At 68.8% G+C, this 13,594-nt stretch carries 12 protein-coding genes and 1 pseudogene; 12 read left to right on the top strand and 1 reads right to left on the bottom strand.

What is annotated here, in order from left to right; genetic code table 11:
- Positions 1–42: 42 nt before the first annotated feature.
- From FRCN3DRAFT_RS0214040 to FRCN3DRAFT_RS44440, 11 genes and pseudogenes are all read left to right on the top strand, one after another.
- Positions 43–849, top strand: a complete 807-nt coding sequence (locus FRCN3DRAFT_RS0214040; protein WP_007507418.1) for an SDR family NAD(P)-dependent oxidoreductase — start codon at positions 43–45, stop codon at positions 847–849.
- Entirely contained in the window at positions 840–2,111 is a 1,272-nt protein-coding gene (locus FRCN3DRAFT_RS0214035) for a sulfotransferase family protein (protein ID WP_007507419.1), read from the top strand. Before FRCN3DRAFT_RS0214040 ends, FRCN3DRAFT_RS0214035 begins: the two co-directional genes overlap by 10 nt.
- The gene (locus tag FRCN3DRAFT_RS0214030; RefSeq protein ID WP_007507422.1) at positions 2,108–3,343 is read left to right on the top strand and encodes an MBL fold metallo-hydrolase; all 1,236 of its coding nucleotides are present in this window, start codon (positions 2,108–2,110) and stop codon (positions 3,341–3,343) included. The genes FRCN3DRAFT_RS0214035 and FRCN3DRAFT_RS0214030 overlap by 4 nt, the downstream gene beginning before the upstream one ends.
- Positions 3,340–4,146: a sugar phosphate isomerase/epimerase family protein gene (locus FRCN3DRAFT_RS0214025; RefSeq protein ID WP_007507424.1), complete on the top strand. Its 807-nt coding sequence runs from the start codon at positions 3,340–3,342 to the stop codon at positions 4,144–4,146. The genes FRCN3DRAFT_RS0214030 and FRCN3DRAFT_RS0214025 overlap by 4 nt, the downstream gene beginning before the upstream one ends.
- The gene (locus FRCN3DRAFT_RS0214020; protein ID WP_007507425.1) at positions 4,143–5,177 is read left to right on the top strand and encodes a zinc-dependent alcohol dehydrogenase; all 1,035 of its coding nucleotides are present in this window, start codon (positions 4,143–4,145) and stop codon (positions 5,175–5,177) included. The genes FRCN3DRAFT_RS0214025 and FRCN3DRAFT_RS0214020 overlap by 4 nt, the downstream gene beginning before the upstream one ends.
- Before the next feature lie 35 nt (positions 5,178–5,212).
- Positions 5,213–5,971, top strand: coding sequence for a carboxymuconolactone decarboxylase family protein (locus FRCN3DRAFT_RS0214015; RefSeq protein ID WP_007507426.1), 759 nt, complete (start codon positions 5,213–5,215; stop codon positions 5,969–5,971).
- A 40-nt stretch (positions 5,972–6,011) separates the two neighbouring features.
- Positions 6,012–6,947 carry a sulfate adenylyltransferase subunit CysD gene (gene cysD, locus FRCN3DRAFT_RS0214010; protein ID WP_083401894.1) on the top strand — a complete coding sequence of 312 codons (936 nt, stop codon included), beginning with the start codon at positions 6,012–6,014 and terminating at the stop codon, positions 6,945–6,947.
- Positions 6,947–8,875: a sulfate adenylyltransferase subunit CysN gene (cysN, locus tag FRCN3DRAFT_RS0214005; RefSeq protein WP_007507430.1), complete on the top strand. Its 1,929-nt coding sequence runs from the start codon at positions 6,947–6,949 to the stop codon at positions 8,873–8,875. The genes cysD and cysN overlap by 1 nt, the downstream gene beginning before the upstream one ends.
- On the top strand, positions 8,872–9,603 hold the full coding sequence (locus FRCN3DRAFT_RS0214000) for a 3'(2'),5'-bisphosphate nucleotidase CysQ (RefSeq protein WP_007507432.1): 732 nt from the start codon (positions 8,872–8,874) through the stop codon (positions 9,601–9,603). Before cysN ends, FRCN3DRAFT_RS0214000 begins: the two co-directional genes overlap by 4 nt.
- Positions 9,600–10,412 (top strand): NAD(P)-dependent oxidoreductase, encoded by an 813-nt coding sequence (locus tag FRCN3DRAFT_RS0213995; protein WP_007507434.1) that lies wholly within the window; start codon positions 9,600–9,602, stop codon positions 10,410–10,412. Before FRCN3DRAFT_RS0214000 ends, FRCN3DRAFT_RS0213995 begins: the two co-directional genes overlap by 4 nt.
- Before the next feature lie 103 nt (positions 10,413–10,515).
- Positions 10,516–11,851, top strand: a pseudogene (locus FRCN3DRAFT_RS44440) (ABC transporter substrate-binding protein).
- Positions 11,852–12,007: 156 nt separating this feature from the next.
- On the opposite strand, the gene FRCN3DRAFT_RS0213985 reads toward FRCN3DRAFT_RS44440, so the two are convergent.
- On the bottom strand, positions 12,008–12,673 hold the full coding sequence (locus FRCN3DRAFT_RS0213985; RefSeq protein ID WP_007507437.1) for a TetR/AcrR family transcriptional regulator: 666 nt from the start codon (positions 12,671–12,673) through the stop codon (positions 12,008–12,010).
- Positions 12,674–12,751: 78 nt separating this feature from the next.
- On the opposite strand from FRCN3DRAFT_RS0213985, the gene FRCN3DRAFT_RS0213980 reads away from it, so the two are divergent.
- Entirely contained in the window at positions 12,752–13,504 is a 753-nt protein-coding gene (locus FRCN3DRAFT_RS0213980; protein ID WP_007507439.1) for a carboxymuconolactone decarboxylase family protein, read from the top strand.
- Positions 13,505–13,594 lie beyond the last annotated feature (90 nt).

Here is a 13,594-nt window from a genome sequence, read left to right as displayed (position 1 = left end):
AGACGCTTGACTGCAAGAAGCATTTTGCTATAGCAATGTCCCATGTTCGACTTAGCGGGCCGTGTGGTCGTGGTCAGTGGTGGCAACGCCGGGATCGGTCTGGCCTTCGCCCGAGGTGTCGCCCGGGCCGGTGGTGACGTGGTCATCTGGGGCCGACGGGCGGAGAAGAACCTCGATGCGGCCAAGGAGTTGGCCGGCTTCGGTCACCGCGTGCTTGCGCAGCAGGTCGACGTCTCCGACGAGGCTCGCGTCGTCGAGGCGATGGCCGAGGTGGTCGAGGAGCTGGGCCGGGTCGACGGCGTCATCGCGAACGCCGGCCTGATGCGCAGGGAGCGCAGCTTCCCGGAGATGACGAGCGACGCCTGGCACAGCCTGTTGGCGGTCAACCAGCACGGCGCGTTCTTCGTCATGCGCGAGGGGGCGCGCCACATGAAGCGGCGCCACGACGCCGGCGACCCCGGCGGGTCGCTGCTGTTCTGCGCCAGCCTTTCCGCGCTGACCGGCAGCCCCGGCATGCAGCACTACAACGCGTCCAAAGGCGCCATGGCGGCCATGTCCCGTGGCATCGCGGTCGAGGCCGGCCGCTACGGCATCCGCAGCAACGTCGTGTGCCCCGGATACACGGAGAGCGAGACAGTCCAGATCCCTGTCGACAGCCCCTTGTTCGACCGCAACCGCCGCTACAACCCCTCGGGACGGGCGGGTAGAGCCGAGGACTTCGAGGGTATCGGCGTCTATTTCATGAGCGACTGGTCGCGCTACCACACCGGCGACCTCGTCGTCATCGATGGCGGCTGGTTGGCGAACGCAGGAAAGACCGACGTTACGGAGCTGCCGCCATGGCCGTAAAAGTGCTGCGCGTCGAAGGGATGCGCGACGACACCCGTGATCCGGCGGAGCGGGCCGCCCTGGAAGCCGACGAGGCACGGCCGCTCGACATGAGCATCGACGCGGTGCTCGAGGGAGCCAGCCGGGAGACCGGCCTGGACGACTTAGGCTCGCTGGACTTCACCCAGCGCCTCGGCCTGCTGCTGGCCGAGGTCGAGGCCGACGACAACGTGTGGCGGGCCCACAAGGCCACGTTCGTCGACCAGTGCGTGCGGGCGGCGGCGAACCGGCTGCTCATCCAGCGCTACTGGGACGACCACCCCGCCTGCCTCGGCGCGCCGATCGAGCGCCCGATCAACGTCATCGCGCTGCCCCGGTCGGGCAGCACCCATCTGGAGAACCTGCTGGCCGCCGATCGGCGGCTTCGGCACCTCCCGGTCTACCTGGCCGCACAGCCGGCCCCGGGCGTCGGCGAGACGGCGGAACCGGGCGGGAGGGACCCCCGCTGGTCACGGTCGGACGCGCGGTGGCAGCGACTGAGCAGCAACGAGATCTTCGCCGCGATGCACGAGCACTCGCCGGACCACGCCTGCGGCGAGAACGAGCTGCAGGTGCCCGACTTCGCCAGCTACCAGTGGGAGTGGATGGCCAACGTCCCCGGCTACCGCGACCACTACCTCAGCCACGATCAGACGCCGCACTACCGCTACATGAAAGACGTCCTGCGGGCGATCGCCTGGCAGTTCCCCAGCGACCAGCGCTGGATGCTGAAGTCGAATCAGCACAGCGAGCAACTCGTCCCACTGCTGACGACCTACCCGGACGCCACCGTCGTCATGATCCACCGCGACCCGGTCGCCACGATCCAGTCGCTGCTGACGATGCGTGGCCTCGCGCTCAAGACCAGCCAGAAGCGGCCCGACATCGACACCCACGTCGCCTACTGGGTCGACCGCCTTGAGCGGATGCTGCGCAGCTACCTGCGCGATCGGCATGTCGTACCCGCCGGCCAGCTCGTCGAGCTGAGGTTCGACGAGATCGTCGGCAACGACGTCCAGGCCGCGGCCGGCGTGCTGGAACGCGCCGGCCTCGAGGTCACCGACGAGACCCGTGCGGACATCGAGCACTACCTGGCGTCACATCCCCGCGGCAAGCGCGGCCGGGTCGTCTACGACCTGGAAGGCGACTTCGGGCTTGACGCGGACGAGCTGCGCGCCCGGTTCGCCTTCTACACGGACACCTTCCAGATCCGGCCCGAGGTGGGAAAGGAGCGTGCCCGGTGAGCTCCGAGCAGCAGCCGCTCAACGCACTCATCGTCCGGGAAGGAGAAGGCGTCCAGGACGCCGTCTCCCTCGGCGACGGCATCTACGCCTCGAAAGGCATCTCCAACAGCTATCTCGTCACCACCCCGGACGGCGACCTGCTGATCAACACCGGGATGTACAACGAGGCGGAGCAGATCAGGACGCGGTTCGCCGCGGTCAGCGCCAACCCGGTGCGTGCCATCGTGTTCACCCAGGGCCATCCGGACCACGTCGGAGGCTGGTCGCAGCTCGACGCCCCCGGCGTGGAGACGATCGCCCAGGCGAACCACACGGACGTCCGGGAGTACTTCCGTCGGCTGCAGCCGTTCTTCGCGCGGCGCAGCGGCCGGCTGTGGAACCGTGACATCACCAGGGTCGACCCGACCTACCAGCCGCCCGAGCCGATCCTGACGACCACGTTCCTCGACAGCCACGCCTTCAGCCTCGGCGGCCGCCGGATCGAGCTGTATTCGACGCCGGGCGGGGAGACGACCGACTCGCTGGTCGTCTGGCTCCCCGACGAGCGCACGCTGTTCACCGGGAATCTCTTCGGACCCCTGTTCGGTCACATCCCGAACCTGTACACGGTCCGCGGCGACAAGATCCGCAGCGCCATCGCCTACCTCCACTCCGTCGACCGGGTCATCGGGCTGGGCCCGGAGTTGTTGGTCACCGGCCATGGCGAGCCGATTCGGGGAGCCGAGAACATTCGGACGCGGCTGACCCAGATGCGCGACGCGACCGCCTACGTACGTGACCGGACGATCGAGGGCATGAACGCCGGCGTCGACCTGTGGACGCTGATGGGCCAGATCACCCTTCCCCCCGCGCTCGACATTCCCCAGGGGCACGGGAAGGTCCCGTGGATCGTGCGGGCGATCTGGGAGGAACACACCGGCTGGTTCCGCTACGAATCGACCACCGAGCTCTACGACGTGCCCCCCTCGGCGATCTGGGACGAGCTCGTCGACCTCGCCGGCGGCACCGCCCCACTGCTCGACCGGGCGGAGGCGCACCTGGCAGCCGGACGGGCACTGCAGGCCCTGCATTTCGCCGAGATCGTTCTGTCGCAGGAACCCAAGGACATGGAGGCCCTGCGGGTGAAGCTAGAAGCACACGAGCTGCTGCTCGCACGCAGCGGGCGGGAGAACTTCAGCGAGGTCCGCTGGCTCGAAGCCGAGATCCGCGACATCCGGGCGGAGCTGTCGTGACGCATCCGCGGCTCTCCGTGAGCGAGATGTGCACCTACCCGTGGACGTTCGCCGAGGAACTGGTCCTGTGGGACTCCCTCGACCTGCACCACGTGGGCGTGCTTGACGCCAAGCTCAGCGCCCACGGACGCGACGAGGCGATCAGCGCTCTCGCCGCTCGGTCGCTGCGCCTCACCACCCTCATCGCCGACCAGTTCGACCTCGGCGCGCCCGAGACCTGGGAGGCGACCCGTGAGGAGGTGAACCAGGCCATCGACCTCGCGGCGCTGCGCGGCGGATGCGTTTACATCACTCCCGGTGCTGGACCTGGCCGGTCGTTCGACGAGCTCACTGACGCGCTCGCCGCCGCGGCCGCGCCCTGCGTCGCCCATGCGGCATCCCAGGGCGTCCGGCTCGCGATCGAACCGACGCAGCGCAGGAACCGCTCGTTCGTGCACACCCTGGGCGAGGCCGCCGAGGTCGCCGACCGCACCGGCCTCGCGCTCATCGTCGATCTCGGCAACTGCTGGCGTGAGCCCGACCTGGCCGCCGCCATCCACCGGGTGGGCGACCGCCTCGCGGTCGCCCAGCTCTGCGACGTCCTCGCCCACGACCGCGGACCACTGCCGACCGGGACCCGGGTCGTGCCGGGCGACGGCGACATGCCCGTCGAGACGTTTCTGAACGCGGTCCTCGAGACCGGCTACACCGGCCTCTTCGAGCTCGAGCTCGTCGGGCCGGCGGTCGAGTCCGAGGGCCTCGACTCCGCGACCCGTCGCGCCGTCGACCGGGCGAACACATTCCTGGAGAAGGTGCTGCCATGACGCGGGCGATCGTTTTCAACGGCGACGAGACCTGGGAGCTGCGCGACCTCCCGGTGCCCGACCCACAGCCCGGCGGCGCCGTCCTGCGCGTCGAGGCCACCGGGCTGTGCCACAGCGACATCGACCACTTCCGCGGCCACGTGCACACCTCGTGGGGCGGCGAGTTCCCCTCCATCGCGGGCCACGAGATCGTCGGGCGTATCGAGAAGATCGACCCGGCGGCCGCCGAGAAGTGGGGCGTCGACGAGGGCGACCGGGTCGCGGTCTGGGACATCGTGTTCACCCCGCAGGGGCATCGCATCTATGGGCACGACTTCTCCGTCGACGAGGGCTCCGGGCTCTACGGCGGTTTCGCCGAGCACCTGGAGCTGCTACCCGGGTCGATGGTCTACAAGCTGCGCGACGACGTCCCGGCCGACCAGCTCACCGTCTTCGAGCCGCTGAGCTGCGCGGTCACCTGGGTCGCGCCGGTGAAGAGCGGTGACGTCGTCGTCATCGAGGGGCCCGGGCACATGGGCATGGCCACGATCGTCGCGGCGAAGGCGGCCGGCGCGGCCAGCGTCATCGTCACTGGGACGGCCAGGGACCGGTTCCGGCTGGACTGCGCGCGCCGCATCGGCGCCGACCACACCATCGACGTCGAGGCCGCCGACCCCGTCGGGCGAGTCCGCGAGATCACCGGCGGCCAGATGGCCGACGTGGTCATCGACGCCGCGGCCGGTAACCCGGTGACGGTGAATCTGGCCATGGACCTCGTCCGCAAGGGCGGCCATGTCGTCATCGCCGGGATGAAGGACCGTCCGCTCGAAGGCTTCCACAGCGACTGGATCCCGACCCGGCGCATCACGCTGCACCCTGGCGCCGGCCTGGACGCCGCGGGCGCCGTGGCGCTCATCAACGCGGGCAAGGTGCCGACCGCCGAGCTGCTCGGCGACTCGTTCCCGCTGGAGAAGTTCGAGGACGCCTTCGCGCTCCTGACCCGGTCCACTCCCGGCCGCGACTCGGTACGCGTCGCGCTCCGGCTGAGCTGACCGCCGACCACCACACGAGGGCAGGAGATCCCGACATGGGCGACGCGGACCAGACCTACCGCGAGGTGATGACCCGGGAACCGGCGCTGGCCACGACTCCCTACGAGGCCGCCACCCGGGACTTCGTGTTCGGCGAGGTGTGGTCCCGGCCGGGGCTCAGCAGGCGTGACCGGCGGTGGGTGGCGCTGACCTGCGTCGCCGCCGCGGATTCTCCGGGGCCCATCGATGACCAGGTCTATGCCGCGCTGAACAGTGGTGACCTCGACGTCGAGACGATGCTCGAGTTCGTCCTGCACTTCGCGGTCTACTGCGGTTGGCCCAAGGCGTCCCATCTCGAGATGGTCATCGCCCAGCAGTCGGCCCGGATCGCCCGCGAGAACGGCCGGGAGCCGGAGCCGTGGCCCGTTCTGTCGAACGAGACGCTCGGGGAGAACGACTGGGACAAGCGGCTGGAGGAGGGCGTGCGGGAGTTCGTCGACGTCAACCTCACCCAGGCGCCGCCGCCCACCTCGCCCTACCGTCACGCGGGCATCCTGAACTTCGTCTTCGGTCATGTCTGGCAGCGCCCCGGCCTCACCCGCCGAGAGCGGCGGATCATCACCGTAGCGTGTGTCGCCCTCGATGACTCGCCTACACCCCTGCGCACCCACGTCTCCTCGGCCCTGCATTCCGGCGATCTCACCAAGGAAGAGATGGACGAGATCGTGCTCCAGTTCTCCGTCTACTACGGGTTCGCGAAGGGCGAGGCTCTGAACGACGCCGCCGAATCCGCGTGGGCAGCGAAGAGCGGCTGATGTCAGCAATGCGAGAACCGTGGCGTCGAGCGCGCACCGCGTGGTTCACGCGGAGAGAGAACAGGTATGCGCCATGAGCCATCTAACGCACCTGCAGCGTCTGGAGGCCGAGAGCATCCAGATCTTCCGGGAGGCCGTCTCCGAGTCCGAGCGGCCGGTGATGCTGTATTCGGTGGGCAAAGACAGCGCGGTGATGCTGCATCTGGCGATGAAGGCGTTCTACCCGTCGAAGCCGCCGTTCCCGTTGCTGCACGTCGACACGACGTGGAAGTTCCAGGCCATGTACGCCTTCCGGGACCGGTTTGTCGCCGAGAATGGCCTGGACCTGCTGGTCCACCAGAACCCGGAGGCGCTGGCGCAGGGAATCAACCCGTTCGACCACGGTTCGGCGATGCACACCGACATCTGGAAGACGGAGGGGTTGAAGCAGGCGCTGGACAAGTACGGCTTCGACCTGGCGTTCGGTGGGGCGCGCCGCGACGAGGAGAAGTCGAGGGCGAAGGAGCGGGTGTTCTCGATCCGCTCGGCGCAGCATCGCTGGGACCCGAAGGACCAGCGGCCGGAGCTGTGGCGGTTGTACAACGCGCGCAAGGGGCCGGGGCAAAGCGTGCGGGTGTTCCCGTTGTCGAACTGGACCGAGCTGGACGTGTGGCTCTACATCCACAAGGAGAACATCCCGATCGTCCCGCTGTACTACGCCGCGCCGCGACCGGTCGTCGAGCGCGACGGCGCCCTGATCATGGTCGATGACGAGCGGATGCGGCTGAACCCCGGCGAGGTCCCCCAGCAGCGTTCCATCCGTTTCCGCACACTCGGCTGCTACCCACTGACCGGTGCCGTGGAAAGCGAGGCGGCGACTCTGCTCGAGATTATCCAGGAGATGCTGCTGACGACGAGTTCGGAGCGTCAGGGTCGGGTCATCGACCACGACTCGTCAGGTTCCATGGAGAAGAAGAAGCACGAGGGGTACTTCTGATGGCGCATGCGACCGATGACCTCGTCGCCGACGATATCGAGGAGTACCTGCGTCGGCACGAGAACAAGTCGATGCTACGGTTCATCACCTGTGGCAGCGTCGATGACGGGAAGTCGACGCTGATCGGTCGGCTGTTGTATGACGCGAAGCTGGTGTTCTCCGACCAGCTCGCCACTTTGGAGTCCGACTCGAAGAAGGTCGGCACGCAGGGCGGTGAGCTCGACTTCGCGCTGCTCGTCGACGGCCTCGCCGCCGAGCGTGAGCAGGGCATCACGATCGATGTGGCGTACCGGTTCTTCTCGACCGAGCACCGCAAGTTCATCGTCGCCGACACTCCGGGCCACGAGCAGTACACCCGCAACATGGTCACGGGTGCCTCCACGGCGGATCTGGCGGTCATCCTGATCGACGCCCGCAAGGGTGTGCTCACCCAGACCCGCCGTCACAGCTACCTGGTCTCGCTGCTCGGGATCCGCCACGTCGTGCTGGCGATCAACAAGCTTGACCTCGTCGACTACTCGAAGGACGTCTTCGACACCATCGAGGCCGACTACCGTGCCTTCGCCGCCCAGATCGGCCTCGAGGGTGAGGCCATCACCTGCATCCCGCTCTCGGCACTGCGCGGCGACAACATCACCACGCTGTCCGGGAACACCCCCTGGTACGCCGGACCCACTCTGGTCGGCCAGCTGGAGACCGTGCAGATCGACGACGTGTCGGCCGCCGGCCCGTTCCGGCTGCCGGTGCAGTGGGTCAACCGGCCGGACCTGGACTTCCGCGGTTTCGCCGGCCAGATCGCCGGCGGCACCGTCCGCCCCGGTGACCGGGTCCGCGCCCTGCCCGGCGGGCAGGAAAGCACCGTGGAGCGGATCGTCACCGCCGATGGCGACCTGGCCGAGGCCTTCGCTGGCCAGTCGGTCACGATCTCCCTCGCCGACGAGATCGACATCAGTCGTGGCGACCTGCTCGCCGCGGCGGGCAGCCCTGCCGAGGTCGCCGACCAGTTCGAGTGCCATCTCGTCTGGATGGCCACCGAGCCGATGCTGCCCGGCCGGCCCTACCTGCTCAAGCTCGGCGCCCGCACCCTCAACGCGACGATCGCGCAGCCGAAGTACAAGGTCAACGTCAACACTTTGGAACACACCGCGGCCCGCACCCTGGAGCTCAACGAGATCGGCGTCGCGAACCTCAGCCTCGACCGGCCCGTCCCCTTCGACCCCTACACCACGAACCGGGACACCGGCGGGTTCATCCTCATCGACCGGTACACCCACGCCACCGTCGCCGCCGGCCTCCTGCACTTCGCCCTCCGCCGGGCCCACAACATCCACTGGCAGGCCGTCGAGGTCACCAAAACCGTCCGCGCCAGCCGCAAGGGCCAGCGCCCGGCGGTCGTCTGGTTCACCGGCCTGTCCGGCGCCGGCAAGTCCACCATCGCCAACCTCGTCGAGAAGAAGCTCCACGACGAGGGCTTCCACACCTACCTCCTCGACGGCGACAACGTCCGCCACGGCCTGAACAAGGACCTCGGCTTCACCGAAGCCGACCGCGTAGAGAACATCCGCCGCATCGCCGAGGTCGCCAGGCTCATGGCCGACGCCGGGCTGATCGTGCTGACGTCGTTCATCTCGCCGTTCCGTGCCGAGCGCCAACTCGCCCGCGACCTGCTCGACCCCGGCGAGTTCATCGAGGTCTTCGTCGACACCCCCCTCGACGTCGCCGAAACCCGCGACCGCAAGGGCCTCTACGCCAAGGCCCGCCGCGGCGAGCTCGCCAACTTCACCGGCATCGACTCCCCCTACGAACCACCACCCAACCCGGAGCTGCACCTCGACGCCTCCGGTGCGATCGCCCCCGAGACCAGCGCCGAGCAGGTCGTCAGCTACCTCCGCGACACCGGCCACCTCACTCCGGCGGACGAGGCATGAACGACATCGACGACCACGCGCTCGCGGCCGCCCTCGCCGCCGAGGCAGGCAACCTCCTGCTCGCCATCCGCGACCAGGGCGGTGCCGCCGGGGACAAGCAGTCCAACGAGCTCCTGCTCGATCGCCTGGCACAGGCTCGTCCCCACGATGCCATCCTGTCGGAGGAACGCACCGACGATCGCGCCCGGCTCGGGCATGACCGCGTCTGGATCGTGGACCCGCTCGACGGCACCCGCGAGTACGGAGAGCCCCCGCGAGACGACTGGGCCGTCCACGTCGCCCTCGCCGTCCACGGCAGCCCCGCCGTCGGCGCCGTGGCGCTGCCCGCCGCCGATCTCGTGCTGCACACGGGCAAACCACCCACCCTCATCTCCCGCGCGGCCGGCCCGATCCGTCTCGCGGTGTCGCGGACCCGTCCGCCGGCCTGCGTGGACCACCTCGTCAGTCGACTGGACGCCGCGCTGGTTCCCATGGGCTCGGCCGGCGCCAAGGCGATGGCCGTCGTGCGCGGGCAGGTCGACATCTACGCCCACTCCGGCGGTCAGTACGAGTGGGACTCCTGCGCGCCCGTCGCCGTCGCCGCTGCCGCCGGGCTGCACGTCTCCCGCCTCGACGGCTCCCCCCTGCGCTACAACGAGCCCGACCCCTACCTGCCAGACCTGCTCATCTGCCGCCTGGAGCTGGCCGAGCCGGTCCTGAACGCGCTGCGGGACTGGGTGAACGCGTGATCCGGGTCGGATTCATCGGACTGGGCAGCCAGGGCGCGCCGATGGCGCGGCGCATCGTCGAGCACGGTTACCCACTGACCCTGTGGGCTCGCAGGCCCGCGTCCCTGGAGCCTTTCGCCGACACCACGGCGAAGGTCGCCGCCACACCCGCCGAGCTGGGAGCGTCCAGCGACGTCGTCTGTCTCTGCGTCGTCGGGGACGCCGACGTCGAGGACGTTCTCCTGCGGACCGACGGCGTCCTGGCCGGCATGTCACCGGGAGGCGTCGTCGCGATCCACTCCACGATCCACCCGGACACCTGCCGACGGATCGCGGGCGAGGCCGCGAAACGCGAGATCGCCGTCATAGACGCACCCGTCAGCGGCGGCGGCGCGGCGGCGGCGGCGCGCGCCCTCCTCGTCATGGCCGGCGGCGGCGCCGAGGACGTGGCGCGGTGCCGGCCGGTGCTGGAGACGTTCGCCAACCCTCTCATTCATCTTGGCCCGCTCGGAAGCGGACAGCTGGCGAAGGTGCTGAACAACTTCGTCTTCACCGCGCAGGTCACCGTCGCGTGGGAGACGTTCACGTTCGCCGAGGCGCTCGGCATGGATCGCACCGCGGTGGCGCGGGTATTGGCACACGGCAGCGGCGGAAGCCGAGCGAGCGCGATTCTCGCCGCCTCCGGTTTCAACACCGCCGGACTGCGACAGGCCGCGCCACTGCTCCGTAAGGACGTGGGCATCATGCTTAACCTCGCACAGTCACATGGTGCCGCGGAACCAGCCGCCCTGGTAAAACTCGCCGCCACCACGCTGACAACCCTCGAATAGAGACAGGCGCCTTCGAGCTCGGGGGTCGGTAACGCATTCCCTGGGTCTGTCGCCGGCAGTTCCAACCAAACCCGGCCACCTATTTCGGCGAAAGGTTGCACGCATGTCGCACGTCCAGAGACCCGGCGGGCAGACGGCCTCCCGGGCATTACGGTCCATCACATCCACACAGTCGTCTGCCCGTCTGGGCGGGTTAAGGTTGGTCGGCGCCGCCGTCCTGGCCGCGAGCCTGGCCCTCGTCTCGGCCTGTGGCGGCTCCGACGACAAGAGCGACTCCCCCGCGGCCAGTGGTTCCGCGAGCGCCGCGGACCCCCTCGGCGCGGTCAGCAAGGCGACGGGCGCGCCCGTCAAGATCGGTGTGATCACGGACGGAGCCAGCCCGGTCGCCGACCACACCACCGACAACAAGGTCGCCCAGGCCACGGTCAAGTACCTCAACGAGCACAAGGGCGGAATCGGCGGGCGACCGATCGAGATCACGATCTGCGAGACGCTCACCGACCCGTCCAAGGCCACCGACTGCGGCAACCAGATGATCGAGAACAACGTCGACGCCGTCGTCATCGGCACCTCCGGTGTCATCGACAGCGCGTGGAAGCCGCTGAACGACGCCAAGATCCCCGTCATGATCTACGGCTCGAGCGACCCCGACCTGCTCGCCAGCCAGACGACGTTCACCCTGGGTGACCCGACGTTCCCCGTCATCGACCTGCCGATCCAGGTCGCCAAGAACGAGGGCAACAAGAAGGTCACCGCGGTCGTCACCGACGTTCCCGCCGCGCTGCACTCCGCCCAGGACATCGCGCCGCCGCTGTTCCAGAAGGCCGGTATCGGCTACGAGCTCGTCCGCGTCGCGCCCGGCACCGCCGACATGACGCCCCAGATGCAGGGGGTCGTCGACAACGGTTCCGACCAGGTGTTCATCATCGGCAGCGACTCGTTCTGCATCAGCGCGATGAACGGCCTCAGGGCCGTCGGCTTCACCGGCACCATCAGCGGAATCTCGCAGTGCATCACCGACGCCACCCGCAAGTCGGTCCCAGGTGCCACGCTGAAGGGCATGGTCGTCAGCGCCACCGCGCCGCTCGGCCCGGACAGCCCGTCGATGGACCTGTACACCAAGGTCACCGACACCTACGGGAAGGGCATCGACCTGGACTCCCAGGACGGCATGATCATGTTCATGGCCCTGTCCGGCCTCCAGGCCGCTACCGCCGGCATCTCCGGCGACATCACTCCGGCAACCATCACCTCGACGATCAAGGGGATGAAGGAGACGGAGCTGCCCGGTGGCGCGGGGATGAAGTTCCGCTGCAACGGCAAGGCCATACCGCAGGAGCCCGCGGGTCTGCGTCCGTGGCGGTCTGTCCACGTCCCTGGATGACAAGGGCGAGCCCGCCGCGTACAAGGTCCTCGGCTACGCCCCGATCCCGGACTGACGTCTCAGGTGGACCGAAGGGCGCGCGACGTTGCACCAGTCGCGCACCCTTCGGCGCGCGCTGTCCGGCCGGGGCCGGGTGGCTCATTCGGCATGGAGGCGGGTTCTCGGGTTCGGGGACGGATTCGGAACGAATTCGGAACGGGTTTGGGACGGCCTACGGAACCAGGAGGCGCGTCGCGGCGGCGTCGGTGCTGCCGCAGGCCGCGAGCGCGGCCGGCGAGACCGGTGCCATCAGGAAGCCGACCAGCCCGTCGAGCAGGTCGGCGACGTGCGCGGCGAAGGACAGCACCTCCTGCCCCCTGGCGCTGGCCCGCTCGCGGTCCGCGGCGGTGTGCACGGCGAACGCCGCGGCCTGGTTGATCCGGTGCGTGCGCAGCGGCTCGGGGACGTGCGCGAGCAGCGACCGGAAACGGTCCTGGAACGCCTCGGTCGAGGCCAGGTAGGTGGGCGCGAGCTGGTCGAACACCTCGCGGCTGCCGTGGCTGTACAGGTTGGCGACGAAGCTGAGGTAGTTGCTTCCCTCCTGCTCACCCTGTTCCAGGATCGGCAGCACGAAGCACTCCATCCAGGAACGCAGACTGTCCGGGCGGTGCTGGGCGACCAGCAGGTTCCGGCGCTCGTGCAGATGGGGGAGGCGGAACTCGAAGATCGCTTGGATCAGCTGTTCCTTCGTGCCGAAGTGGTACTGGACCGCGTAGTTGTTGGCGCTGCCGGCCGCCACGGAGATCTGCCGGAGCGATACCCCATCCAGCCCGTGCTCGGCGAAGAGCGCCTCGGCGGCCAGGATGATCCGTTCCTTCGGTGACGGGGGTACCAGCATGGGGCCATCGAAACATGCTGGACATCGTCAGTCAATTGCCTTAGCTTCCAGGCATCCGTTCGAAACCTGGAGGAACGCATGGGCAACGCCGCCGCCGAGCAGACCTACCGCGAGGTCATGACGGTCGAACCGCCCGCGGCGGCGACCCCCCTGGAGTTAGCCAGCCGGGACTTCGTGTTCGGCGAGGTCTGGAACCGGCCCGGGCTGAGCCGGCGCGACCGGCGGTGGGTGACGCTGACCTGCGTCGCCGCCGCCGACGCGCCCGGGCCGATCGAGGCCCACGTGTACGCGGCCCTGGGCAGCGGTGACATCGAGCTGGACGCGATGTTGGAGTTCGTACTGCACTTCGCCGTCTACTGCGGCTGGCCGAAGGCCTCGCACCTGGAGATGGAAGTCGTCCGCCAGTGGCACCGCATCGAGCGCGAGCAGGGGCGCGAGCCGGCCCCGTGGCCAGTCCTCGACAACGACGCCCTGGGCCCGAGTGACTGGGAAGGGCGGCTCGAGCGTGGCGTCCAGGAGTTCGTCGACGTGAACCTCCTGCCGGCACCGCGACCGGAGACGCCCTACCGCCACGCCGGCATCCTCAACTTCGTCTTCGGCCACGTCTGGCAACGACCCGGCCTCACCCGCCGGGAGCGGCGCATCATCACCGTCGCCTGCGTGGCCATCGACGACTCGCCCACACCGTTGGCCACGCACGTCGGCTCAGCCCTGCGCTCGGGCGACCTGACCAAGGCGGAGATGGACGAGATCGTGCTCCAGTTCTCCGCCTACTACGGCTTCGCCAAGGGCGAGGCGCTGGGCGACGCCGCTACGGCCGCAGAGAAATAACACGAAGACCCGGGGGCGGCCCAGGCGTTCCCAGAGAAGTCAGGGCGCACTGAGCCATCGCAGGCATTCGGCAATATCGATCGTTTCCAG

The sequence above is a fragment of the Pseudofrankia saprophytica genome (genome assembly GCF_000235425.2).
Taxonomy (GTDB): domain Bacteria; phylum Actinomycetota; class Actinomycetes; order Frankiales; family Frankiaceae; genus Pseudofrankia; species Pseudofrankia saprophytica.
This window is presented reverse-complemented; position numbering and strand designations above follow the sequence as displayed.